Raw genomic sequence first — 21,796 nt, forward strand, 5'->3', positions numbered from 1 at the left:
GGCTATTCCGGGGGTTCGAGCGGCAGCAGCACGATGAAGCGCGTGTCGCCCGGCACCGATTCCACGCGCAGGTCCCCCCGATGGTTCTTGACGACGATGTTGAACGCGAGGTCCAGCCCCAGGCCGGTGCCTTCCCCGAACGGTTTGGTGGTGAAGAACGGTTCGAAGATGCGGTCGCGCACGTCGTCGGGGATCCCCGGCCCGGTGTCACAGATCTCGATTCGGGCCATGTTGCCCTGCCGGCCGGTGCGGATGGTCAGGGTGCCGCCCCCGTCGCGCATCGCGGCGAGCGCGTTGTCGATGATGTTGGTCCATACCTGGTTGAGATCGCCTGGGTAGCAAGGGATTTGGGGAAGCGATTTGTCGAATTCCTTGACCACCTGGACTTTGGTCTCGGTGCTCGCATGCGGTCCCAACCGGTCGGCGAACATCGTGAGCGTGCTGTGCAGCAGTTCGTGGACGTCGGCCACCTGGAACGGGGCGCGGTCCATCTGCGAATACTGCTTGGCGTCGGCGACGAGCGCCGAGATCCGCTTGCTCGCCTCCAGGATCTGGTTCAGCAGCAGCTCGCCCTCGACGGTGTAGGTCAGCCAGCGGATGGCCTTCTCCAGCGACGTCGACGATCCGAGCTCCTCGGTCGCCGCGGCGATGCGTTCCAGCCAATCGGTGTCGATGCCGCCCTCGACGAACGTCGGGGCGATGTCCCAGCCGCCCTCGACGCCATGGTCTTCCAGCCATTCGCCGACGGCGTCCTCCAGGTCGGCCGTCTCGATCGCGGTCATGTTCACCGATGCCGATTTGGCCACCTGGGCCGCGACCTCTTCCTGCAGCCGCACCAGCGCCCGCAGCGCCTCGGGGGTGACGGTCCCGTCGGCGAGCATGGCGAGCTTCTGGCGCATGCCGGCCACCCGCTGCCGCAGCTCGGAGGCCGCGCGGACGGTGGCGGCGGCCGGGTTGTTCAGCTGGTGGGTCAGCCCGGCGGACAGCTGGCCGAGCGCCAGCAGTTTCTCCCGGTTGTCGATGATGCGGCGGGTGCGCTCGAGGCCGACCGCCATCCCGTCGAGCAGGTGGACCGCCATCGGAAACTGGTCCTGCATGAAGTCAGCGAACGCGGGCGCGTCGAGCACGAAGAACCGGGACGGCTTGGTGACGTACACGCTCGCGTCGTAGCTCTGTTGCGCCAAGTTGCCGGTGAAGGCCCGCCACGCGCCCGCATACACCCCGCGCTGGGAGGTCCGGTTCGTCTCGATCTCCTGGCCACCCGAGAGCTTCGACATCGCCAGTTCGCCCTCGATCAGGACGTACAGGCAGGTAGCGGGTTCGCCCTCGACGCAGATCGGGCCGGGTTGGTAGGTCTCGACGTGCCCGCTGGCGCACAAGGCTTCGAGCTGCTCGTCGGAGAGGGCCTCGAACAGGAACAGGCTGCGCAGCTCGCCGGGCTGACAGGGCGTCTCGGTCATGATTCCGCGAGGTAGCGATGCACCAGCATCACCGCCATCGATCCCTCGCCGACGGCGGCGGCGACGCGCTTGGCGGACTCAGCCCGGACGTCGCCGGTGGCGAACACGCCGGGGACGCTGGTCTCCAGGTGGTGCGGTGGCCGGTCCAGCGTCCAGCCGCACACGTTGCGCAGATCCGGCCCGGTGAGGACGAAGCCGTGGTCGTCGCGGGCGACCACCCCGTCCAGCCAGTCGGTGCGCGGCGCCGCCCCGATGAAAATGAACATCCGCGCGCAGGTGACGTCCTGGGTGTCCCCGGTTTTGTTGTCGACCAGGGTCAGCCGCTGCAGGTGGTCGTCCCCGACGGCGCGGCGCACCTCGGTGCAGGTCCGCACGGTGATGTTGGGTCGCTGCTCGATCTGCTGGATCAGGTAGTACGACATCGAGGCCTCGAGCGACGGGCCGCGCACCACGATGGTCACCGACTTGGCCTCGCGCGACAGGTACATCGCGGCCTGCCCGGCGGAGTTGGCGCCGCCGACGACGTAGACCTCCTCGCCCGCGCACTCCGACGCGACGGAGACGGCCGCCCCGTAGTAGACACCGCGTCCGGTCAGCTCGCCGCAGCCCTCGGCGGGCAGCTGGCGATACGCGACGCCGGTGGCCAGGATCACCGCGTGCGCATCGATGGAGCCGCCGTCGGCGAACCGCACGGTGCGCTTGGAGCCGTTCACCGCCAGCGCCGTCGCGGTGCGGGCGGTGATGAGTTCGGCGCCGAACTTCTCGGCCTGCCGGCGCGCGCGGTCGGCCAGCTGGCCCCCCGACACCCCGTCGGGGAAGCCGAGGTAGTTCTCGATGCGTGAGCTCTGGCCCGCCTGCCCGCCCGTCGCGGTGCGTTCGATCAGCACCGTGCGCAGCCCCTCGGACGCGCCGTAGACGGCGGCGGCCAGGCCCGCGGGTCCGCCGCCGATGACGATCAGGTCGTAGAACTCCTGCGACGGGGTGGTGGTGAGGCCCAGGGTGTCGGCCAGCTGCGCGTCGGTCGGTTCGACGAGGGTGTCGCCGCGCTCGGTGACGACGACCGGAAGCCGCAGGCAATCGGCGCCGGCGGCCTTCAGCAGCCGCTCGCCGTCGGGGTCGTCGGCCATGAACCACGAGTAGTGCAGCCCGTTGCGGGCCAGGAAGTCGCGCACCTGCCAGGACCGCTCCGACCAGCGGTGCCCGATCACCTTGGTGTGCGGGATGGCGTGTTCCGGGGCCGCCCGCCAGGCGTCCAGCAGCCCGTCGATGACGGGGTAGAACTTCTCCTGCGGCGGGTCCCACGGTTTGAGCAGGTAGTGGTCGAGGTCGACGACGTTGATCGCGTCGATGGCGGCGTGGGTGTCGGCGTAGGCGGTGAGCAGCACGCGGCGCGCGGACGGGTACAGGTCCATCGCCTGTTCGAGGAATTCGATGCCGCTCATCTGCGGCATCCGGTAGTCGGCGATGAGCACCGCGACGGTCTCGCCGCGCAGCTTGAGCTCCTTGAGCGTCTCCAGGGCGTCGGGGCCCGATTCGGCACGCACGATGCGGTGCCGGTCGCCGTAGTGGCGACGCAGGTCGCGGGCGACCGCGCGGGAGACGGAGGGATCGTCGTCGACGGTCAGCAGGACGGGTTTGCGGGACTCTGCGGTAAGGTTCGCGGGGCTGGTCATCGCCGTCAAGTATGCCCTCGTCAGGCCCGGTTCGGCAGGTCGTGAAGGCGGGGCCGATTTCTCCGGCAGCGATTTTGGGTAAGGCTCGTTACCAGGTATCATTGACCAACGGTGCGGTTTCCGCGCCGACTTTTTGTGTGCCCCGTCCCTAGGAATTTCCTGTCACCGGCTCACGTTCGAAGTCGGTGTATATCTCGCGCCGACGCGGGCGCTAAAGCGAACGAAACGAATGACGAGGATTTCTGACAAGTATGGCCAAGAAGGACGGCGCCATCGAGGTCGAGGGCCGCGTGGTCGAGCCCCTGCCCAATGCGATGTTCCGCATTGAGCTGGAGAACGGCCACAAGGTGCTCGCCCACATCAGCGGCAAGATGCGGCAGCACTACATCCGCATCCTGCCCGAGGACCGGGTGGTGGTGGAGTTGTCTCCCTACGACCTGTCCCGGGGCCGCATCGTGTACCGGTACAAGTAACCAACGAACGACGAGAACAGGATCGAAAAGCCGTGAAGGTCAACCCCAGCGTGAAGCCGATTTGCGACAAGTGCAGGGTGATCCGTCGGCATGGGCGGGTCATGGTGATCTGCTCGGATCCGCGCCACAAGCAGCGGCAGGGCTAGCGGCGATCGCAAGCTCGGCGTAGCCGGGCGCAGCGGGTCGCCGCCATGTACCGAGCCCGCCTGCTGAAACAACTAAATGATGACCTCCCAGCACCACTGAGCGAATACGTCGCTCATCCACGCCCGGACGGAGGCCGGGCCCCGCCTCAAAGTTTGGAGCGGGAACGGGCTGGGATCAGACCTCCGCCTAGAAAAAGAGGAAACGCCACCTATGGCTCGACTAGTAGGCGTCGATCTCCCGCGCGACAAGCGGATGGAGATCGCGCTGACGTACATCTTCGGCGTCGGCCGTACCCGCGCCAACGAAATCCTGGCCGCCACCGGCATCGACAAGGACCTGCGCACCCGGGACCTCACCGATGACCAGGTGACCCACCTGCGTGACTACATCGAGGCCAACCTCAAGGTCGAGGGTGACCTGCGCCGCGAGGTGCAGGCCGACATCCGCCGCAAGATCGAGATCGGCTGCTACCAGGGCCTGCGGCACCGCCGCGGCCTGCCGGTGCGCGGCCAGCGCACCAAGACCAACGCGCGCACCCGCAAGGGCCCCAAGCGCACCATCGCAGGCAAGAAGAAGGCCAGGTAGAACCGAATGCCACCAGCAAAGAAAGCGCAGGCGACGTCCGCTAAGAAGGGGCAGCACAAGACCCGCAAGCGGGAAAAGAAGAACATTCCGCACGGCGCCGCGCACATCAAGAGCACGTTCAACAACACGATCGTGACGATCACCGACCCGCAGGGCAACGTCATCGCCTGGGCGTCGTCGGGTCACGTCGGCTTCAAGGGTTCGCGCAAGTCGACGCCGTTCGCGGCGCAGCTGGCCGCCGAGAACGCGGCGCGCAAGGCCCAGGAGCACGGCGTGCGCAAGGTCGACGTGTTCGTGAAGGGCCCGGGCTCGGGCCGCGAGACCGCGATCCGGTCGCTGCAGGCCGCCGGCCTGGAGGTGGGCGCGATCTCCGACGTCACCCCGCAGCCGCACAACGGATGCCGACCGCCGAAGCGCAGAAGGGTCTAGGAACAATCATGGCTCGTTACACCGGACCCATCACCCGCAAGTCGCGCCGGCTGCGCACCGACCTCGTCGGTGGCGACCAGGCCTTCGAGAAGCGCCCCTACCCGCCCGGCCAGCACGGCCGCGCGCGGATCAAGGAGAGCGAGTACCTGCTGCAGTTGCAGGAGAAGCAGAAGGCCCGCTTCACCTACGGCGTGATGGAAAAGCAGTTCCGCCGCTACTACGAAGAGGCCGTGCGGCAGCCCGGCAAGACCGGTGAGGAGCTGCTGCGCATCCTCGAGAGCCGGCTGGACAACGTCGTCTACCGCGCCGGGCTGGCGCGCACCCGACGGATGGCCCGCCAGCTGGTGAGCCACGGCCACTTCTCGGTGAACGGCGTGAAGGTCGACGTTCCCAGCTACCGGGTGTCGCAGTACGACATCATCGAGGTGCGGGACGGCTCGCTGAACACGGTGCCGTTCCAGATCGCGCGGGAGACGGCGGGCGACCGCCCGATCCCGAGCTGGCTGCAGGTCGTGGGGGAGCGCCAGCGCATCCTCATCCACCAGCTGCCCGAGCGCGCGCAGATCGACGTGCCGCTGACCGAGCAGCTGATCGTCGAGTACTACTCGAAGTAAAGAACTTTCGGGCCGCCCGGCTCGAAACCTTAGGCGGCATCAAATAGCGGGTGCCGAGAAGGAGAAGAAGAAACACCATGCTGATCTCACAGCGACCCACCCTGTCCGAGGAAATCGTCACAGACACCCGGTCCCAGTTCGTCATCGAGCCGCTGGAGCCCGGATTCGGTTACACCCTGGGCAATTCGCTGCGGCGCACGCTGCTGTCGTCGATTCCCGGCGCGGCCGTCACCAGCATCCGCATCGACGGGGTGCTGCACGAGTTCACCACCGTGCCCGGCGTGAAGGAAGACGTCACCGACATCATCCTGAACCTCAAGGGCCTGGTCGTGTCCTCCGAGGAGGACGAGCCCGTCACCATGTACCTGCGCAAGCAGGGCCCGGGCGAGGTCACCGCGGGTGACATCGTGCCGCCCGCCGGTGTGACGGTGCACAACCCCGCCATGCACATCGCGACGCTGAACGACAAGGGCAAGCTCGAGGTCGAGCTCGTCGTCGAGCGCGGCCGCGGCTACGTGCCGGCCGTGCAAAACCGCGCGTCGGGAGCCGAAATCGGCCGCATCCCGGTCGATTCCATCTACTCGCCGGTGCTCAAGGTCACCTACAAGGTGGATGCCACCCGTGTCGAGCAGCGCACCGACTTCGACAAGCTGATCCTGGACGTGGAGACCAAGAGTTCGATCACCCCGCGCGACGCGCTGGCGTCGGCGGGCAAGACGCTGGTCGAATTGTTCGGCCTGGCACGCGAACTCAACGTCGAGGCCGAGGGCATCGAGATCGGGCCGTCGCCGGCCGAGGCCGACCACATCGCCTCGTTCGCGCTGCCGATCGACGACCTGGACCTGACCGTGCGGTCCTACAACTGCCTCAAGCGCGAGGGTGTGCACACCGTCGGCGAGCTGGTCAGCCGCACCGAGTCCGACCTGCTCGACATCCGCAACTTCGGGCAGAAGTCCATCGACGAGGTGAAGGTCAAGCTGCACCAGCTCGGCCTGTCGCTCAAGGACAGCCCGGCCACCTTCGACCCGTCGGAGGTCGCGGGTTACGACGTCGCCACCGGCACCTGGTCCACCGAGGCCGCCTACGACGACCAGGACTACGCGGAAACCGAACAGCTCTAAATACGAGTCCGTCCCGGCCCTACCTGATACGGGGGTCGGCCCCACTTAGGAGATAGCGCAATGCCCAAGCCCACCAAGGGCCCTCGCCTCGGCGGGTCGTCTTCGCACCAGAAGGCACTGTTGGCCAACCTGGCCACGTCGCTGTTCGAGCACGGCCGGATCAAGACGACCGAGCCCAAGGCTCGTGCGCTGCGGCCGTACGCGGAGAAGCTGATCACGCACGCCAAGAAGGGCACGCTGCACAACCGTCGTGAGGTGATGAAGAAGATCCGCGACAAGGACGTGGTGCACGCCCTGTTCGCGGAGATCGGGCCGTTCTTCGCCGACCGCAACGGCGGCTACACCCGCATCATCAAGGTCGAGGCGCGCAAGGGCGACAACGCCCCGATGGCCGTGATCGAGCTGGTCCGGGAGAAGACGGTGACGTCGGAGGCCGACCGGGCGCGCCGCGTGAAGGCGTCCAAGAAGGCGGCACCCGTGGCCGCGGCGGCGGCGCCGCAGGCCGCCGTCGAGCCCGAGGAGGCCGTCGGCCCGACGGCCGACGAGGTCACCGAGCCGGCCGAGACCGAGGCGACGGAGACCGAGGCCACGCCGGCCGAGGCCGCCGCTGAGGAGAAGCATGACGAGGCCGTGGCCGCGAGGGCCGAGGCCGAGGCCGCCGAGGCGAACGACGAGGCTGACGAGAGTTAGCGACCCGGATTTTCAGGTCCGTCTGCGGCTTGACATCGCCTACGACGGAACGGAATTCGCCGGCTGGGCAACCCAGGCCGGACAGCGGACCGTCGCCGGCGTCCTCGACGAGGCGCTGACGACGGTTTTCCGCACTCCGGTGCGGCTGCGCGCGGCGGGGCGCACCGACACGGGTGTCCACGCCACCGCGCAGGTCGCACACGTCGACGTGCCCGCCGACGCGTTGCCGAACGCCTATCCGCGCTCCCCACACACTGGCGAGCCCGAGTTTTTGCCGTTGGTGCGCCGGCTCGGCCGGTTCCTGCCCACCGACGTCCGGGTGCTCGAAATCGCCCGCGCCCCCGAAGGTTTCGACGCCCGGTTCTCGGCGCTGCGCCGGCATTATGCGTACAGGCTGTCGACGGCGGCCTACGGCGTGGAGCCGCAGCAGGCGCGCTATGTCACCGCCTGGCCGCGTGACCTCGACATCGACGCGATGGCCTCGGCCTCGCGAGACCTGTTGGGGCTGCACGACTTCGCGGCGTTCTGCCGGCAGCGGGAGAACGCCACCACCATCCGCGACCTGCAGCGGCTGGACTGGTCGCGCGACGGCGATCTGATCACCGCGCACGTCACCGCCGACGCGTTCTGCTGGTCGATGGTGCGCTCGCTGATCGGCGCACTGCTGGCCGTCGGCGAGCACCGCCGCCCGACCTCATGGTGCCGCGATCTGCTGTCCGCCACCGAGCGGTCCAGCGACTTCGCCGCCGCGCCGGCGCACGGGCTGACGCTGATCGGCGTCGATTACCCGCCCGACGACGAACTGGCCGCGCGGATCCTGATCACGCGGGATTTGCGCACGCGAGGCTAGCGGCGATCGCGAGCGCGGCCGCGGCGATCGCAAGCGCGGCGTAGCCGGGCGCAGCGGGTCGCCGCTAGGGCACCAGCCGGGCGAAGCGGGTCGCCGCCATCGGGTTCAGACGCGGCTGGCGACGAAACTCGCGGCCTGGTTGGTCAATCCGGGCACGTAGCTCAGGTGCGCGCTCCACTTGTTGCCGTTGGAGCAGATCGGGTCGCCGGTGTTGCACAGGTCGATGGTCTTGCCGTCGAAGTTCGGGGTGATCGCGCTCATCAGGCCGCCCGCCCGGGCCGACGGGTTCCCGAACAGGGCGACGGCGGCGACGTGATCGGCGGCCTTGGCGGGCAACGGGTCACGGAAGCCGAAGCCGGCAAGCGGTGCCGCGGTGACGATGTCGATGACGGCCGCGCCCTGCGAGTACCCGCCGAGCACGATCTTGGTGTTGGGGCAGTTGCCGGCCATCTGCTGGATGTGGTTGCTGGCGTCGTTCGCGCCGTCCGTGGCGGCCAGGAAGTCCTTGTTGGCCGGGTAGTTAACGCCGTACGAGCCAACGCTTTTCCGGGTGTTCTGGCGCAGTGATGACACGAAGGCCTGGCCCACCTTCCCGACGCCCGGCGGCTCGTCGGTGCCCCGCGCGAACACCACCTCGACGTCCGGGCACGCCGCCGAGGCCAGCGGTAACAGCTTAGGGACGACGAAAACCGCGACCGCCGCAAGGAATGCGACGGTCAGCCCCAAGCGGATAAGCCTCACACGACGAGGCTACGGGCCCAAAATCAAGCCCCGATAACGATTTAGACAAGCGGCGCTTGAGGATTCGGCGTATCCGGGGTGTTGGGCGTGACGGGTGCGTTCGGCGACGGCACGGTTCCGGGAACCGACGGGCCGGGCACCGACGGGACGGAGCCCGGGGTCTGCGGCCCGTAACCCGGCGTCTGCGGGCCGTAGCCCGGGGTCTGCGGGTAGGTCCCGGCCATCAGTTTGGACGCGACGAAGGACGCGGCCTGCGTGGTGTACAGGGGGACGTAGCCCTCGGTGTGACCGCTCCACTCGTTGCCCTGGCCCGCGTGGCAGATCGGGTCCTCCGGGTTGCACAGGTCGATCGCCTTGGACCCGAGCATCGCGCTTGCGACGGGGAGCGATCCGCCGGCGCGGTCGGCCACGTCGCCGAAGGTGGCGACGGCGGCGATGTTCTTGGCGTACTCCGGCGGCAGCGCGTTGCCCCAGTTGATGCCGCCGATCGGGACGCCGGCGACGATGTCCATCACCGACGCGCCCTGCGAGTAGCCGCCCAGCACGATCTTGACGTTCGGGCACTTCGCCACCGCCGCCTTGACGCGGTTGATGGTGTCGTTGGCGCCGTCGCCGCCGTGCAGCTGCAGCTTGCTGGCCGCGTAGTTCACCCCGTAGGTGTCGTACGTCAGGCCGGGGGTGTCCTGCTTCAGCGCGTCGACGAACGCGTCGCCGACGCGGCCCATGCCGGGCGGCTCGTTGGTGCCGCGGGCAAAGATGACCTCTACGTTCGGGCAGTCATCTGCGGACGCGACCGGAATAGCGGGTGGGGACATGAGCAGGCCGGCGGTGGTGAGCACTGCGGAAACCCCCGGGCCTACCCAGCGAATTAAACGGTGGGAAGACACGCCGAAATATTACCCGCAAGCAGCGAACACCGAAAATTCGCCGGCCTGTGGATAACGGGCGCCGCCGCCGTCTACCTGCGGCTTAACTGGAGCCGGGAGACTTATTCCACAAATTTGCCGAGGGTATTTTGGACCGTTCGCGGGTGCGCCAGCCGACCACTTGGGTGCAAATCAGCGCTCATCGATTTCTGCTGCGCCGCGTCGAGCGCGCATTGCTGGGCCGCGATGTTCACGCCACGAACGGGTCGCTGCCGGCGCCGCTCGCGGTCGGGTGCGTGGTGGCGGCCGTCGCGCTGGTGGGCTGCGCCTTGCCGGGGTTGTTGCGGCCGCACGCGGACCTCGGTCGGGCGCAGATCGTGATGGGCCAGCAATCCGGGGCGTTGTACGTGCGCGTGGGCGATACCTGGCACCCGGTGCTGAACCTGGCGTCGGCCCGGTTGATCGCGGCGACTCCCGCCAACCCGCAGCCGGCGCGCGAGTCCGACCTGGCTCGCACCAAACGCGGTCCCCTGCTCGGCATTCCGGGCGCGCCGCAGCTGCTCGGTGAGCCGCTGTCGGCGGACGAATCGGCCTGGACGATCTGCGATGCCGAGGAGACCGGCGCGGCGACGGTCGTCGTCGGGCCCACCGGCCCGACGGTTCACCGCCTGGCTTCCGACCAAGGGCTCCTGGTGGCGCCCCCCGCTGGCTCGCCGGCCTACCTGCTCTACAACGGTCAACGAGCCGTGGTCGACCTCGGCGACACCGCGGTCGTGCGCGCGCTCCGGCTGGAGGGCCGCGCGCCGCGGCTCGTGTCGCAATCGGTGCTGAACGCGGTGCCGGAGGCGCCGCCGCTCAGCGCACCGAGGGTCCGCGGCGCGGGAGGCGCGGCGGCCGGGATGCCCGGAGTTCCGGTCGGCAGCGTGCTGCGCGTCGCCCGCGGCGACGGCGACGAGTTCTACGTCGTCCTGCCCGGCGGGGTCCAGCGCATCGGCCGGGTGGCCGCCGATGTCCTGCGCTTCAGCGATTCGCGGGGCACGGCCAACGCCGTCCCGGTGGCCCCCGATGCGATCCGCGCCGCGGGAATCGTGAACACGCTGCCGGTGGCCAGCTTCCCCGACCTGGCGCCGGCGTTGGCCGCGGGCAGCACCGTGTGCGTCACGTCGACGCGCGGGCCATCGGGGAGTTACGACGTCGCTTTCCTGGCGGGCAGCGGCCAGCCGCTGCCGGCCGGTCGGGCGCCGGTGACCTTGTCGCGGGCCGACGGCCGGGGTCCCGCGCTGGACGCGGCCTATCTGCCGCCGGGCCGGACCGCCTACGTCCGGGACGACAACCGCAGTGGCACAAGATATCTCGTCACCGATACCGGGGTGCGGTTCGCGATCCACGACGACGACGCGGCACACGATCTCGGTCTGCGGGCACCGGTTCCGGCGCCGTGGCCGATGCTCGCGGCCCTGCCGTCCGGACCCGAATTGAGCAGGCGCAACGCGTCAGTCGCACGGGACACGGTGGCGGGAGGCCCGTAACCGGGCGGCCGCGAGGGTTCCCGCCAACGCGACAAGGCAGATTGCCGCGCCGCGCAGCGCCGTATCCCGGGCATGCGCATCCGGCCGCCTCGGTGGTGGCGGCGCGGTGACGGGCACCGGCGCCGGTGTCGGCTTGGACGTCGTCGTCGGCGGACCGGTGTCGGTGCTGACCGTGGCCGGCGCGTCGATGGTGCCGTTTCCGACGAGCGGATCCCGCCCGGCGGGTGGGTGGTGCGCGGTCGAGGTGATGCGCCCCATCACCTGCCGCGCGGTCAATGCGGGGAACCGGGCTCGGATCAGGGCCGCCAGCCCACTGACCAGGGGTGCGGCATAACTGGTGCCCGAAACCGGCTTCGAACCGAGCGCGGCCACGTCCTCGCCGGTGGCCGCGACGTCCACCCAGGGTCCCGCGAGCGTGAACGGCGACGGCGCGCCCTCGGCGTCGACCGACCCGACGGTGAGCACATAGTCGTCGTACCAGGCCGGACTGGCGATGACCGTGGCCGTCTGCCACGTTGCGTCGGGTCGCTGCGGCGGACACGGGCCCGCGCCGGCGGTGTTGCCCGCCGCGGCCACCACGACGGCGTTCTTGACGTCGACCGCGTACGCGAGGGCGGCGCCCACCGCTCGGTCGTCGAGCGGCGAGGCGACGGGAACGCATGCGACGGACGAAATGTTGATCACGGATGCCCCGAGATCGGCGGCCGTGCGGATTGCTTTCGCCATGGTGTCGACGTCGCCCACCCCGCCTCGGGAACGGTCGCCGGCGGGAACGAACTTCGCGCTGGACTGCCGGATGCCGATCAGCGTGGCCTCCGGCGCCACTCCGCTGAGGATTCCGGCCACCAGGGTGCCGTGCGCGTCGCAATCCTGGGTGCCGTCGCCGGTGAACACGTAGTCGCCCCCGGGCACTACCTCGGGCAGCCGCGGATGGCGCGAGACGCCGGTGTCGATGACCGCGACCCGCTGTCCCGCGCCGCGGGTCAGCTGCCAGACCCTGGTCAGGTCGACGAGATCCGGCGGCGGGTCGGGCCGTGCGGACGAATCCTCCGTGATCGTCGCGCAGACTTCGCGCTGCACGCTCGGTGCCGTCGGGGCGGGCAGCCCCGGCTTGGGCAGCCACTTGTCCTCGACTTCCGGCGGCGAAACCGCTTGCGCCGAAGGCATTCCGAGCTGGCATGCCGACGCGAGCGCCGAAACGGCCAGGAGGCGCGCGACGCGTGAGGCATTCACCGGAAGCTCAATCCACGAACGGCGGTGTATAACCCGCACACCCATGAGGTCACGGGCACCAGCGCCACCAGCGCCAGGCACTCCAGCACCTCGACGCTGCGGCGCAGCAGGGGCGGGAGCGATATCGTGGGAGCGACGAAGCCCAGGTAGATCGCCGCGGCGGCCAACGTGGCCGTCATCGCGGCCAGCCATGATCCGCCCCGCAGCGTGCTCAGCGCCACGACGCCGAAAGTCACTGCCACGATGGCGATTCCGCAACCGAGGAACACGAGCGTTCTGCTCCCGTCATCCGAACGCGCGCGCAGCATCAGCAATGCGCCGGTGAGCGCGCCGAAGGCGATGCAGCACAGCCGCGGTGCGCCGGCGAGCACGGTGACGATGGCGCCCACGGCGGCCACCGACAGGAAGGCGGCGAGCAAGCCGGCCAACCAGTTGTCCGCGCGGATCGCCCTGGCGTCCACGTCCGGTGCGACTGACTGCGGTGACAGGCCGGCCAGCGTGATCGACACCCGCGGCGCCACGCCCAGCAGGCCGAGGGACGCCAACGCGGATACCGAACCGATCGCGCGCAGCGGTGCGGCGGTGATGACCCCGGCCAAGGCGGCCAGGGCGACGATCGTCGCGACGCACGCGAGCGCGGCCAATGGGACCGCGCCGCAACCCGATACGCGCGACGCCAGCACCGAGGCCGCCGCCGTCGCCGTGGCGGCCAGCACCACGTTTGCCGGACCGGGGCCGCCGGGCACGGCCAGAAATCCTGCGACCCCGGCGAATACGGCGGCGATTACGTTCAACGCGAGCCCGGCGATGGCGTCCCCGTATGCGCGGTGTGCGACCGCGGCGACGAGCAGAGCCAGCAGGCCCGTCGATGCCGCCATGCCGACGGTGGCGCCGGTGGCGTTGGCGCTGAATGCGTTCCGGATGAGCGCCAGCGCACCGATGCCCGCCAAACAGGCCGCCGCGAGGGCGCTCGCCACCCGTGTCGCTTGCCGGCGCCGGACGGGGGGCCAGCTTCGACCCGCGGCATCGAGGGTCGCGGACACGGCCTCGGCTACGTCGTCGTAATGGGGAGGGGACGGCGGGGCGGAGGATTGGGTCAGAACCAGGACGGCGCCGTCTCGGATACCGTTCTGCGCCAACGTTGCCGATGTGATCAACGGCGCCGCACCCGGGCACGACAGCTGGTAGCGTCGCGCCTCCAGCCCCCCGGAGGCCTCGACACCGTGTCCGTCCAGGATGTCGACGATCGACGGAATCAGCACGGCGACGGGCACGCCCGAGGGCAGGGACAAGTCCGTGACGGCCGTGCCAGCATGTACTGACACGCGGCGCAGTCCCGGGTCGGATCCAGGCAACGGTGACCCCTTCCGTTCGGATTACCCGCACCGTAGCCAGTCTTCGATCCGCCGATATCCGGCCATCCACAGGTGAGTTGCAGCGGATTTCGCCGCTGCCTACCGTCGCCAACCGGTAGGAGGGCGGAGATGACGCAGTCTTTCGTGCCAGCGGTTCGCCGGCCGGCGCCGGCGGTCGCGGCGGCGGACATCGCCGTTGACGCGCCGCCCGGGCTGCCTCCGGCGGGATCGCCCCGGTTGGTCCCCCTCGTGCTGTCGCTCGCGACCCTCGCGGTCATGGCCGCGGCCTTCCTCTCCGGATCGACCGCCGCGCGCAATCCCGTGTTTGTGGCGTTCCCGGTGATGACACTGGTCTCGCTGGTGACGGCGACCGCCGGGCGGGGCCCGCGGCGGGGCCGCCGCCTCGACGACGACCGGGTCAACTACCTCGCTTACCTGAGCGGGCTGCGCGCGACAGCCATCGAAATAGCTACAGCACAGCGGGTTTCGCTCCGCTGGAGCCAGCCGGACCCCGACACGCTGTGGACATTGATCGGCGGACCACGGATGTGGGAGCGGCGAGCGCACGACCCCGACTTCTGCCGTATCCGTGTCGGGGTCGGCACCCAGCCGCTTGCGGCACGCTTGGTGGCGCCGGAGCCGTCGCCCCATGGGCCGGCCGACCCGGTCACGGAGGCGGCACTGCGTCGCTTCCTGAGTGCGCATTCGTTCGTCGCGGACGCGCCGATCACCGCCGACCTGGGTGCACCCGGGAGGGTGACGATAGACGGCGACGCCGCCTCGGTGCGCGGCCTGCTGCGCGCGATGATCTGCCAGCTGGCCGTGCTGCACGGTCCCGACCAGCTGCTGGTCGCGGCCGTGGTCAGCGATCGGAACCGCGCCGACTGGGATTGGCTGAAATGGTTGCCGCACAACCAACATCCAAGTGCCGCCGATGCGGTGGGCTCGGCGCGCTTGGTGTATCAAACCATGTCGGAGGCTCGGCAAGCGCTCGGCGGCGTGGCGGGGGCGTACCTGATCGTGGTTGTCGATCCGGGGGAGCCCGATTCCGCCGGCGCACCCACCGGCACCACCATCCTCGAGGTCGGGGCCTGCACCCACGGCGCGCCGGTCACGATCAGGGGGCCGGGCGAGCCTCAACCGTCGGCATGCCACGACCGAATGGAATTGGTGGACGCCCTGACGTGCGCCCGCCGGCTCGCCGGGTACCGGGGCGCGCCGGCCGGGGCCGAACCGATCGCATTGTGGCGCGACGAGAACCAGCGCGGCCGACTGTGTGTCCGGATCGGGACCACGGTCGACGGCGCGCCGCTGCATCTGGACATCAAAGAGGCCGCGGAAGAAGGGATGGGTCCGCACGGGCTGTGCGTGGGAGCCACCGGGTCGGGCAAGTCGGAGTTGCTGCGCACCATCGCGCTCGGGCTGGCGGCGCAAAACCCTCCCGAGGTGCTCAATCTCCTGCTCGTCGACTTCAAAGGGGGCGCAACGTTTCTCGACCTGGCACGGGCGCCTCACGTTGCCGCCGTCGTCACCAACCTCGCCGACGAGGCCCCGCTGGTCGCGCGCATGCGCGATGCCCTGGCCGGCGAAATGGATCGCCGGCAGCGGCTGCTGCGACGGGCGAACTGCGCCGGCGTCACGGCCTACGAACACGCGCGCCGGGCCGGCGCGCGATTGATCCCGCTGCCGACTCTGGTGATCATCGTCGACGAGTTCTCCGAAATGCTCAGCCGGCATCCCGAGTTCGCCGACATGTTCGTCGCCATTGGGCGGCTCGGGCGGTCCCTGGGCATGCATCTGCTGCTGGCCAGTCAGCGACTCGAAGAGGGCCGGCTGCGGGGACTGGAGGCCCATTTGTCCTACCGGATCTGCCTGAAGACCCTGTCCGCCAACGAATCGCGGGCGGCACTGGGAACGCTTGACGCCTACCAATTGCCCAACACCCCCGGCGCGGGGTACCTGCGCGCGGGCAGCGGCGAGCCGATCCGCTTCCAGGCGGCATACGTCTCGGGACCGCTGCCGGCGGACCGGCCGGCCGAGGGGATGACGGTGCGGGTCTTCAGCGCGTGGCCGGCCGGCCCGGTCGCCCGGCCCGACGCGGGCGCTTCGCCGACCCGGACCGTTCTGCATGCGGTCCTCGACGGGCTCGCCGGACAGGGACCGCCGGCGCACCAGGTCTGGCTGCCCCCGCTGGACGTGGCGCCCGCGCTGGACACCTTGCTCCGCGACGCGGGCCCGGCGCCGGACGGGCTGAGCGTGCCCATCGGCATCGTCGACCGCCCGCTCGAACAATGCCGCACGCCGCTGATGGTCGATTTGTCGGGGGCCGCCGGCAATGTGGCGGTCGTCGGCGCGCCCCGATCGGGCAAATCGACGGCGCTGCGTACCCTGGTGACGGCCCTGGCGGCGGCATACGATCCGGCGCGGGTGCGGTTCTACTGCCTGGATTTCGGCGGCGGAGCGCTCGCGGCTCTGCGCGCCCTACCGCATGTGGGCGCGGTCGCCGACCGGACCGAGCCGGAGCTGGTGCGGCGATTGATCGCCGAGATGGAGTCCACGGTGCGATCCCGGGAGGAGCGGCGCGCCGGTCCGTTCGCCGACGTGTTCCTCGTCGTCGACGGCTGGGCCGGCCTGCGACACGAGTTCGAGGAAATCGAGGCATCGGTCACCGCCCTGGCGGCTCAGGGACTTTCGTTCGGTTTGCACGTGGTGTTGTCGGCGACGCGATGGGCCGAGATCAGGCCGGCGCTCAAGGACCAGATCGGCACCCGCATCGAGTTGCGGCTCGGCGACCCGGCGGACTCCGAGATCGACCGCAGGCGCGCGAACGACATTCCGCACGACAAACCGGGTCGCGGCCTTTCCCGCGACGGGCTGCACATGCTCATCGTGCTGCCCACGGGGCGGGTCCGTCACGGGACGTCAGTCGCGCCGCCGATACCGCTGTTGCCCACGCGAGTCGACCGCGATGCTCTTACGAGTCGGGCGGGGGCGCGGGTTCTGATCGGCCTCGAGGAACGCCGACTGCTGCCGGTCCCAATCGATTTCGTGCGGCACCCACACCTGCTGGTCGTCGGTGACAACGAGTGCGGCAAGACCGCCACGCTTCGGACGCTGTGCCGTGAAATCGTTCGGACGAATGCCGCCGCCGACGCTCAGCTGTTCATCGTCGACTTTCGGCGCTCGCTGCTGGGCGTCGTCGAGGCGGAACACCTTGGCGGCTACGCGGTGTCTTCGTCGGCCCTGACCGGTTGGTTGCCGGATCTGCTCGACGTGCTGGCGGCGCGGATGCCTTCGCCGGACGTGAGCCAGGCGCAGCTGCGGACCCGGTCCTGGTGGTCCGGGCCGGACGTCTATGTGCTGGTCGACGACTACGACCTGGTCGCTACCCCGGGCGGGAACCCACTCGAGGAGCTCGTCGAATACTTGCCGTACGCAAGGGATGTGGGCCTGCACCTGATCGTGGCCCGGCGCAGCGGCGGCGCCGAGCGCGCGTTGTTCGAGCCGCTGCTGGCGGGCCTGCGGGACCTCGGGTGCATGACGCTGATGATGAGTGGACGCCCGGCCGCGGGCGCACCCTGGGGTTGCGGTCGCTCGGTGCGGTTGCCGCCCGGCCGCGGCGTCCTGATCAGTCGTCCCGGTGAGGAACAGCTCGTTCAGGTGGCCTGGAGCCCGCCCCCGTGAATCGCCACCGCGCGCTCATCGAGGCCGGGCCCGGCACGATCCGCCGATTGTGCTGTGGCGCAAGCAATGCCACCGACGACGACATCTGCGAGATCATCAGGGAGGCGCTGGGCGCCATCGACGATCGGGTGGCGCTGGTCGGTGGCCGCCCCGTCACCGTCGCTTCGCTCTGGCGCGCGGCCCTGCGGTCGGTGAACTGCGACAAGTCCGACGGCCTGGTCGTCCTGCATCCGTCGTGGTGGCCGTCGGCGCGAGTCGCCGTGGTGACCGAGGCTGCCAGGACCCTGGCCGACGCCGTGCTGGCGCGACGCCGTTCGTGGCTGTTGGCGCAGGCATCCGACCGTGAGTCGGTGATCGTGGAGATCGCCGAGCGGCTGGTGGTGATCACCGGAGCCGAGGTGGTTGCGATACCCCGTGGGGCGGAACCGGATTCCGCTGCCGAGGAGGCCGCATCCGTCATCGCGGGGATGACGCACCAGGGGTCGCCGGCCGTTGTGATCGACGCGCCCGGCACGGTCGCCGGGGCGGCGGCGCTCGGGGCGTCGATCGCCCGGGCGCTGCGTCGTGGTGGCCGGGCGGCGGTGGAGACCGGTGACGCTCAGCTTGCCTTGCTGGCGCGGGCGGCGCTTCCGGCTGCGGGGGAGCCGACCGGGCCCCGCGTCACCGCGGGCGACCGGCCCCGACCCCGCGCGCGGGTGATTGGTGTGCTCGCCGGGGCCGCCGTCGCGGTGACGGCGTTTCCAGCGGCGATCGCGGCCGTGGCCCCCGCGGCCCGTCATGGCGCGCCGCCCCCGGTCGCGGTGCAGACGGCGCCGACGACATTCTTGGTGGAGGGCCGCGTGGCGCTGACGGTGCCCGCGAACTGGTCCGCGCAGCGGGTGGTCACCGGGCCCGGGTCCGCGCGGGTTCAGGTCACCTCGCCGTCGGATCCGGAAGTGGCGCTGCACGTCACGCAGTCGCCCGTGGTCGGCGAGACGCTGCGTGGCGCCGCCGAGCGGTTGAAACGCGCGATCGACGCGGAGCCGGCCGGGGTATTCGTCGACTTCGATCCCGCCGGGATAAGCGGCGGCCGGCCCGCGGTGACCTATCGCGAAGTGCGCCCCGCCCACCAGGTGCGGTGGACGGTGCTGCTGGACGGGCCGGTCCGGATCAGCGTGGGATGCCAGAGCCGCCCCGGCGCCGAGGAGGCGGTGCGCGACGCCTGCGAGGAGGCGGTGCGATCCGCCCACACGATCGGATAAGACGGAACCAAACCGAAGCCGCCGCGGTCCAATTTGACATGGCGAACACACTGAGCACCGACTTCGATCTCATGCGCTCGGTCGCGGCCGCGACGGACGCCCGCAACGAGGAGATCCGAGCGATGCTGCAGGCCTTCATCGGTCGCATGGGCAGCGTGCCGCCCTCGGTGTGGGGCGGGCCCGCGGCCGTGCGGTTCAAAGACGTGCTGGAGCGCTGGAACGCCGAGTCGGCCCGGCTCTACCGCGTCCTGAACACCATCGCCGAGACCATTCGGCACAACGAGGTCGCGCTGCGGGAAGCCGGGGAGAACCACGCCCACCACGTCGCCGCCGCCGGCGGAAACCTGTGAGCGGGGGAATGCCCATGGACCCTGTGCTGTCCTACAACTTCGGCGAAATCGAATACGCGGTGCGCCAGGAGATCCACACCACCGCGGCCCGTCTCAACGCCGCGCTCGACGAGCTGAGATCGCAGATCGCCCCGTTGCGGGAACTGTGGACGCGCGAAGCTGCGGCCGCGTATCAGGTCGAGCAGCTGAAGTGGCATCAGGCCGCCACGGCGCTCAACCAGATACTTGTCAACCTGGGAAACGCGGTGCGCGACGGCGCGCAGGACGTGGCGGACGCGGACCGCCGGGCGGCGGGAGTGTGGGCGCGGTAGCTCGAGTGGCCACCGGGCGGCGATAGCCGCACCAAGAAGCCCTGTGTGGTCCCGGCGGGGGAGAGCCGCCGGGACCACACAGGCTTACGGGCGGGAAGGCTTCGAAATCTTCCAGTCGCGAGCGAGGTGATCGGGCATGTCGAACGACGCGCGCACCCCACCCCGCTCGAAGTCGAACGCACTCTGCAACAGTTCGCGCCCGAAATCCGCAGCTATGTCCGAGACGAAGTGGTAGCGCGGCGTGGCGCGGCCGATCAGAGTCAGGACGTTCGTGGAGAACCAGTCGGCGATGCGCGCGAGCTGTTCGAGTTCGCGGCGGTGATGCAAAGGCGGTACGAGCAGCAGGTCGGCGGTCTTGTCGCCGATCAGGTGGCGGATCAGCGGCGGGATCGTCTTATCGAACGTCTGGGTGGGCGTGAGTTGGTCGAGTAGCGCGAGAAGCGCGCGGGTCATGTGCTGCCCCTCGGGCGACGCCGCGAAGCGCCGTCGCTTGATGGCGTCGAGCAGCGCGTCGGCGTCGGTGGGGTCATCCGGAAGCATGTTGTCGAGAACGCCCATCAGGTGGCCGATGACGGTCCACAGGTGGAGGTAGGCATCGATTTCCTTGCTGGACAAGGGCACACCAAGGCGACGCATCGGGTCTTTGACGACATACCAGAACGAGAGGATGGTCGCGGCCATGTCCTCCTGGTTGATCGGCACGCCCCAAGCGGGATTCCACATGCCGGGGTGCTTACCGGCGCGGTCCTTGATCAGGTAACGCACCGCGGCATGCATCAGGCGGACGTGCTGGATTGCGCGCAGGCCCTTGCCATTTGGATCGAGGCCGCCGGTGGTGCACGCGTCGATCAGGAACTGGCCGGTCTCCATGACCCGCCGGCGTGCGTCCGTGTCGAGCTGGGCGGTCAGGTACAGCACCTGGACGGCGTCGGCGTCCGCATACGCCGACGGGAGCGACGCGCAGAACAGGCACAGCGTGATGAGCAGGCCGTTCTTCTCGAACACCTGCTGCCCCAGTTGGATCTTGTCCATGTCGGCCCACTCGGGCAGGGATAGCGAAGTGGTCAGGTAGCCCCGGAGCTCTTTGGGCAGATCCTTCGGCACCGGCTGGTCGTTGCGGACGAGCGTTCGCATGATCCGATTGACCTCGTTAACGTCCCGTTTGAACACTTTCTCAACCACGTCGTCGGCCCGTGTATCACCCACCTTTCGCATGTCATCGAGGTGCCCCTTTGTCCATCTCGAGCTTCCATTTGCCGCCATTCGCACAGCATTGCAGATTTGGCGCTGTTGGCGAAGGCCCAATCTGCCGTGAGAATTGTTAGAAAAGCGATGCGATGCCCGGCCAAAGGCGGTGCGCCGCACCAAGACGTTACTGATCAGCGCCGAGAACGTAACGCGGTTATGTGCATAGTTTTCACGTAATCTTTCTAGATTCTTGTCGCCACCGATTTGCATGCGTGTTATTTGCCCCCGATTCGCGAGGATGGACACGATGGTCGACGTCAATGACGAATTCCTGCACGAGGCCGGGCCGCACCCGGATTGGCAGGAAAGCTTCTTTTTCAGTTGGTTCGACGCCGAGTCGGACGCGGTGGGATTGGCCCGCATCGGATATCGGCCCAGCAATCACACCGCCGACGCGATCCTGTACACGATGCGCGACGGGCGCGTCGAGGGCGGCTACGCCAAGCTGCACGCCCGCTATGCCGGCACCCCGGACCCCGGCCACCTGAAGGTCGGGGATCTGGAATTTCAAATGATCGAACCGATGTCGAAGTGGCGGCTATTGCTTCAGGGCCGCCACGAGGTGGACCTGACCTGGACGACGCTGCACGCGCCGTTCGACTATCACGTCGAGGCGCCGCCTGGCGCGTACCTGCCGTCGGGCATCGCCGACACCCACATGGAGCAGTCCGGGTGGGTCACGGGCCGCGTGAAAATGAACGGCACTTCCTACCCGATCGACGGCCTCGGTCAGCGCGACAAGTCGTGGGGGATCCGCCGGTGGGGCCGCATCGAGCGCTGGGACTGGAACACGGTGCTGCTAAGTCCCGACTTCACCATGAACTGCACCCACCTGTTCGAGGGTGGGCGGGCCTACCCGACGGGCTACGTCTTCCACGACGGCGCGTGCCACGCGGTCGCGCAGTTGACCGTTGACCACGAGTGGGCCGGTCATCAGGTTCCCTGCGCCTCGCGGATGGTGGTCACCGACGTCAGCGGTTTGCGGCTCGAGATTCGCGGCCGCGTCATCGCCCAATCCTGCTTGTGGAAAAGGGGTTTGGTGATCCAGGAGTCGGCGACGCGCTTCGAAACGGTCGTCGATGGCCGCGCTTTCACCGGACTCGGCATCACCGAGCACGCCTGGCACGCCGGCGTCCTGGGCTCGCTGCGGGTGCTGCCGCGGATGGGGCCCGCGGCAAGGATGGTCATGCCCTGAT

Annotated in this window: 21 protein-coding genes; 14 read left to right on the plus strand and 7 right to left on the minus strand. The window is 69.4% G+C overall.

Annotation, left to right across the window (positions count from 1 at the left end; all coding sequences use genetic code 11):
• Positions 1–2 precede the first annotated feature (2 nt).
• Both AC5Y7V_RS06490 and AC5Y7V_RS06495 read right to left on the minus strand, forming a co-directional pair.
• Positions 3–1,460 carry an ATP-binding protein gene (locus AC5Y7V_RS06490; protein ID WP_499879214.1) on the minus strand — a complete coding sequence of 486 codons (1,458 nt, stop codon included), beginning with the start codon at positions 1,458–1,460 and terminating at the stop codon, positions 3–5.
• Entirely contained in the window at positions 1,457–3,133 is a 1,677-nt protein-coding gene (locus tag AC5Y7V_RS06495; RefSeq protein WP_499879215.1) for an NAD(P)/FAD-dependent oxidoreductase, read from the minus strand. Before AC5Y7V_RS06495 ends, AC5Y7V_RS06490 begins: the two co-directional genes overlap by 4 nt.
• Before the next feature lie 251 nt (positions 3,134–3,384).
• Between AC5Y7V_RS06495 and infA the strand changes: the two genes are divergently transcribed.
• From infA to truA, 8 genes are all read left to right on the plus strand, one after another.
• The gene (infA, locus tag AC5Y7V_RS06500) at positions 3,385–3,606 is read left to right on the plus strand and encodes a translation initiation factor IF-1 (RefSeq protein WP_003418601.1); all 222 of its coding nucleotides are present in this window, start codon (positions 3,385–3,387) and stop codon (positions 3,604–3,606) included.
• Between the two features lie 32 nt (positions 3,607–3,638).
• On the plus strand, positions 3,639–3,752 hold the full coding sequence (gene rpmJ, locus AC5Y7V_RS06505) for a 50S ribosomal protein L36 (RefSeq protein WP_003879483.1): 114 nt from the start codon (positions 3,639–3,641) through the stop codon (positions 3,750–3,752).
• Positions 3,753–3,963: 211 nt separating this feature from the next.
• Positions 3,964–4,338: a 30S ribosomal protein S13 gene (gene rpsM, locus AC5Y7V_RS06510; protein WP_066907568.1), complete on the plus strand. Its 375-nt coding sequence runs from the start codon at positions 3,964–3,966 to the stop codon at positions 4,336–4,338.
• Between the two features lie 6 nt (positions 4,339–4,344).
• Positions 4,345–4,767 carry a 30S ribosomal protein S11 gene (rpsK, locus tag AC5Y7V_RS06515; RefSeq protein ID WP_499879216.1) on the plus strand — a complete coding sequence of 141 codons (423 nt, stop codon included), beginning with the start codon at positions 4,345–4,347 and terminating at the stop codon, positions 4,765–4,767.
• An 8-nt stretch (positions 4,768–4,775) separates the two neighbouring features.
• Positions 4,776–5,381, plus strand: a complete 606-nt coding sequence (rpsD, locus tag AC5Y7V_RS06520) for a 30S ribosomal protein S4 (RefSeq protein ID WP_066933864.1) — start codon at positions 4,776–4,778, stop codon at positions 5,379–5,381.
• A 77-nt stretch (positions 5,382–5,458) separates the two neighbouring features.
• The gene (locus AC5Y7V_RS06525) at positions 5,459–6,502 is read left to right on the plus strand and encodes a DNA-directed RNA polymerase subunit alpha (RefSeq protein ID WP_066933861.1); all 1,044 of its coding nucleotides are present in this window, start codon (positions 5,459–5,461) and stop codon (positions 6,500–6,502) included.
• Positions 6,503–6,562: 60 nt separating this feature from the next.
• Positions 6,563–7,192 (plus strand): 50S ribosomal protein L17, encoded by a 630-nt coding sequence (rplQ, locus tag AC5Y7V_RS06530; RefSeq protein WP_499879217.1) that lies wholly within the window; start codon positions 6,563–6,565, stop codon positions 7,190–7,192.
• Positions 7,122–8,042, plus strand: coding sequence for a tRNA pseudouridine(38-40) synthase TruA (gene truA / locus AC5Y7V_RS06535; protein ID WP_499879218.1), 921 nt, complete (start codon positions 7,122–7,124; stop codon positions 8,040–8,042). Before rplQ ends, truA begins: the two co-directional genes overlap by 71 nt.
• 105 nt (positions 8,043–8,147) lie before the next feature.
• Here truA and AC5Y7V_RS06540 read toward each other — a convergent pair whose 3' ends face one another.
• Both AC5Y7V_RS06540 and AC5Y7V_RS06545 read right to left on the minus strand, forming a co-directional pair.
• Entirely contained in the window at positions 8,148–8,768 is a 621-nt protein-coding gene (locus AC5Y7V_RS06540; RefSeq protein WP_499879628.1) for a cutinase family protein, read from the minus strand.
• A 56-nt stretch (positions 8,769–8,824) separates the two neighbouring features.
• On the minus strand, positions 8,825–9,670 hold the full coding sequence (locus AC5Y7V_RS06545) for a cutinase family protein (RefSeq protein ID WP_499879219.1): 846 nt from the start codon (positions 9,668–9,670) through the stop codon (positions 8,825–8,827).
• Between the two features lie 143 nt (positions 9,671–9,813).
• Here AC5Y7V_RS06545 and eccB point away from each other — a divergent pair, with 143 nt between their 5' ends.
• Positions 9,814–11,178: a type VII secretion protein EccB gene (gene eccB, locus AC5Y7V_RS06550; RefSeq protein ID WP_499879220.1), complete on the plus strand. Its 1,365-nt coding sequence runs from the start codon at positions 9,814–9,816 to the stop codon at positions 11,176–11,178.
• On the opposite strand, the gene mycP is transcribed toward eccB, so the two are convergent.
• Both mycP and eccD read right to left on the minus strand, forming a co-directional pair.
• On the minus strand, positions 11,143–12,411 hold the full coding sequence (gene mycP / locus AC5Y7V_RS06555) for a type VII secretion-associated serine protease mycosin (protein WP_499879221.1): 1,269 nt from the start codon (positions 12,409–12,411) through the stop codon (positions 11,143–11,145). The genes eccB and mycP overlap by 36 nt on opposite strands.
• Positions 12,408–13,736 (minus strand): type VII secretion integral membrane protein EccD, encoded by a 1,329-nt coding sequence (gene eccD / locus AC5Y7V_RS06560; RefSeq protein WP_499879222.1) that lies wholly within the window; start codon positions 13,734–13,736, stop codon positions 12,408–12,410. The genes mycP and eccD overlap by 4 nt, the downstream gene beginning before the upstream one ends.
• A gap of 159 nt (positions 13,737–13,895) precedes the next feature.
• On the opposite strand from eccD, the gene eccCb reads away from it, so the two are divergent.
• Genes eccCb through AC5Y7V_RS06580 form a run of 4 tightly spaced genes read left to right on the plus strand, consistent with a single transcriptional unit; the run spans position 13,896 to position 19,352 of the window.
• Positions 13,896–17,450, plus strand: a complete 3,555-nt coding sequence (eccCb, locus tag AC5Y7V_RS06565; RefSeq protein ID WP_499879223.1) for a type VII secretion protein EccCb — start codon at positions 13,896–13,898, stop codon at positions 17,448–17,450.
• A complete protein-coding gene (locus AC5Y7V_RS06570; protein ID WP_499879224.1) occupies positions 17,447–18,691 on the plus strand; it encodes a type VII secretion-associated protein in 1,245 nt (414 codons plus the stop codon). Before eccCb ends, AC5Y7V_RS06570 begins: the two co-directional genes overlap by 4 nt.
• Before the next feature lie 38 nt (positions 18,692–18,729).
• Positions 18,730–19,041 (plus strand): WXG100 family type VII secretion target, encoded by a 312-nt coding sequence (locus tag AC5Y7V_RS06575; protein WP_499879225.1) that lies wholly within the window; start codon positions 18,730–18,732, stop codon positions 19,039–19,041.
• A gap of 8 nt (positions 19,042–19,049) precedes the next feature.
• The gene (locus AC5Y7V_RS06580; protein ID WP_499879226.1) at positions 19,050–19,352 is read left to right on the plus strand and encodes a WXG100 family type VII secretion target; all 303 of its coding nucleotides are present in this window, start codon (positions 19,050–19,052) and stop codon (positions 19,350–19,352) included.
• Between the two features lie 84 nt (positions 19,353–19,436).
• Here AC5Y7V_RS06580 and AC5Y7V_RS06585 read toward each other — a convergent pair whose 3' ends face one another.
• Positions 19,437–20,567: an oxygenase MpaB family protein gene (locus AC5Y7V_RS06585; RefSeq protein ID WP_499879227.1), complete on the minus strand. Its 1,131-nt coding sequence runs from the start codon at positions 20,565–20,567 to the stop codon at positions 19,437–19,439.
• A gap of 280 nt (positions 20,568–20,847) precedes the next feature.
• On the opposite strand from AC5Y7V_RS06585, the gene AC5Y7V_RS06590 reads away from it, so the two are divergent.
• Positions 20,848–21,795, plus strand: a complete 948-nt coding sequence (locus AC5Y7V_RS06590) for a DUF7064 domain-containing protein (RefSeq protein ID WP_499879228.1) — start codon at positions 20,848–20,850, stop codon at positions 21,793–21,795.
• Position 21,796: the final 1 nt, after the last annotated feature.

It is taken from the genome of Mycobacterium sp. NGS34, from assembly GCF_059812845.1.

Excerpts from the sequence above, each read along its gene's own strand:
- AC5Y7V_RS06585 (WP_499879227.1), bottom strand. The coding sequence starts at position 20,567 with ATGCGAAAGGTGGGTGATACACGGGCCGACGACGTGGTTGAGAAAGTG.
- rpsD (WP_066933864.1), top strand. The coding sequence starts at position 4,776 with ATGGCTCGTTACACCGGACCCATCACCCGCAAGTCGCGCCGGCTGCGC.
- rplQ (WP_499879217.1), top strand. The coding sequence starts at position 6,563 with ATGCCCAAGCCCACCAAGGGCCCTCGCCTCGGCGGGTCGTCTTCGCAC.
- AC5Y7V_RS06580 (WP_499879226.1), top strand. The coding sequence starts at position 19,050 with ATGCCCATGGACCCTGTGCTGTCCTACAACTTCGGCGAAATCGAATAC.
- AC5Y7V_RS06495 (WP_499879215.1), bottom strand. The coding sequence starts at position 3,133 with ATGACCAGCCCCGCGAACCTTACCGCAGAGTCCCGCAAACCCGTCCTG.
- AC5Y7V_RS06575 (WP_499879225.1), top strand. The coding sequence starts at position 18,730 with ATGGCGAACACACTGAGCACCGACTTCGATCTCATGCGCTCGGTCGCG.
- AC5Y7V_RS06590 (WP_499879228.1), top strand. The coding sequence starts at position 20,848 with ATGGTCGACGTCAATGACGAATTCCTGCACGAGGCCGGGCCGCACCCG.
- truA (WP_499879218.1), top strand. The coding sequence starts at position 7,122 with ATGACGAGGCCGTGGCCGCGAGGGCCGAGGCCGAGGCCGCCGAGGCGA.
- AC5Y7V_RS06490 (WP_499879214.1), bottom strand. The coding sequence starts at position 1,460 with ATGACCGAGACGCCCTGTCAGCCCGGCGAGCTGCGCAGCCTGTTCCTG.
- infA (WP_003418601.1), top strand. The coding sequence starts at position 3,385 with ATGGCCAAGAAGGACGGCGCCATCGAGGTCGAGGGCCGCGTGGTCGAG.
- eccCb (WP_499879223.1), top strand. The coding sequence starts at position 13,896 with ATGACGCAGTCTTTCGTGCCAGCGGTTCGCCGGCCGGCGCCGGCGGTC.
- rpsK (WP_499879216.1), top strand. The coding sequence starts at position 4,345 with ATGCCACCAGCAAAGAAAGCGCAGGCGACGTCCGCTAAGAAGGGGCAG.
- rpsM (WP_066907568.1), top strand. The coding sequence starts at position 3,964 with ATGGCTCGACTAGTAGGCGTCGATCTCCCGCGCGACAAGCGGATGGAG.
- AC5Y7V_RS06525 (WP_066933861.1), top strand. The coding sequence starts at position 5,459 with ATGCTGATCTCACAGCGACCCACCCTGTCCGAGGAAATCGTCACAGAC.